This is a genomic window from Vibrio sp. 10N.222.49.C9 (genome assembly GCF_041474985.1).
Lineage (GTDB): Bacteria > Pseudomonadota > Gammaproteobacteria > Enterobacterales > Vibrionaceae > Vibrio > Vibrio crassostreae_C.
The window spans coordinates 1-403 of the sequence record NZ_JBFRVD010000379.1 but is presented as its reverse complement, the minus strand read 5'-3'; the positions used below and the strand labels follow the sequence as shown (position 1 = coordinate 403).

General features: G+C 47.4%; 1 protein-coding gene. It reads right to left on the bottom strand.

Going from position 1 to position 403, the window contains the following annotated elements:
* Positions 1-378: hypothetical protein (locus AB4585_RS23595; protein ID WP_372171199.1), on the bottom strand; the 378-nt coding region annotated here is incomplete at its 3' end.
* Positions 379-403: the final 25 nt, after the last annotated feature.

Here is a 403-nt window from a genome sequence, read left to right as displayed (position 1 = left end):
GGACAATCCTCCCCCACTAGCCAGCACCGCGTCGAGTGTAGCAATAGCGCCATTAAAATCAGAGGCATGTAACTCCCCTGCATCACAAACCATATCAGAAGTCTGCGCCACTATCGTAATCATCGCCTGAAAAACAGTTGTCAGACGTGGAATGCAGTTATCTTCAACCATCACGACGATCGGACAATCATTAGAACCAGTCGTAAACTCATAGAACGATTGAACAGACCCAGAAAATTCCTGACCCTCTCGCGTATAACTCACCGTTCCATCAGACAGCAGATTCAGCTTAGCCACCACATGACATTCCTTGGACTCAATACTTTGAGCAAGAATTACCCCGTCCACTAACTCAATTGCCTGCAACATGTCAGGCATTGATCGCTTGGCCATCAAACCCAAC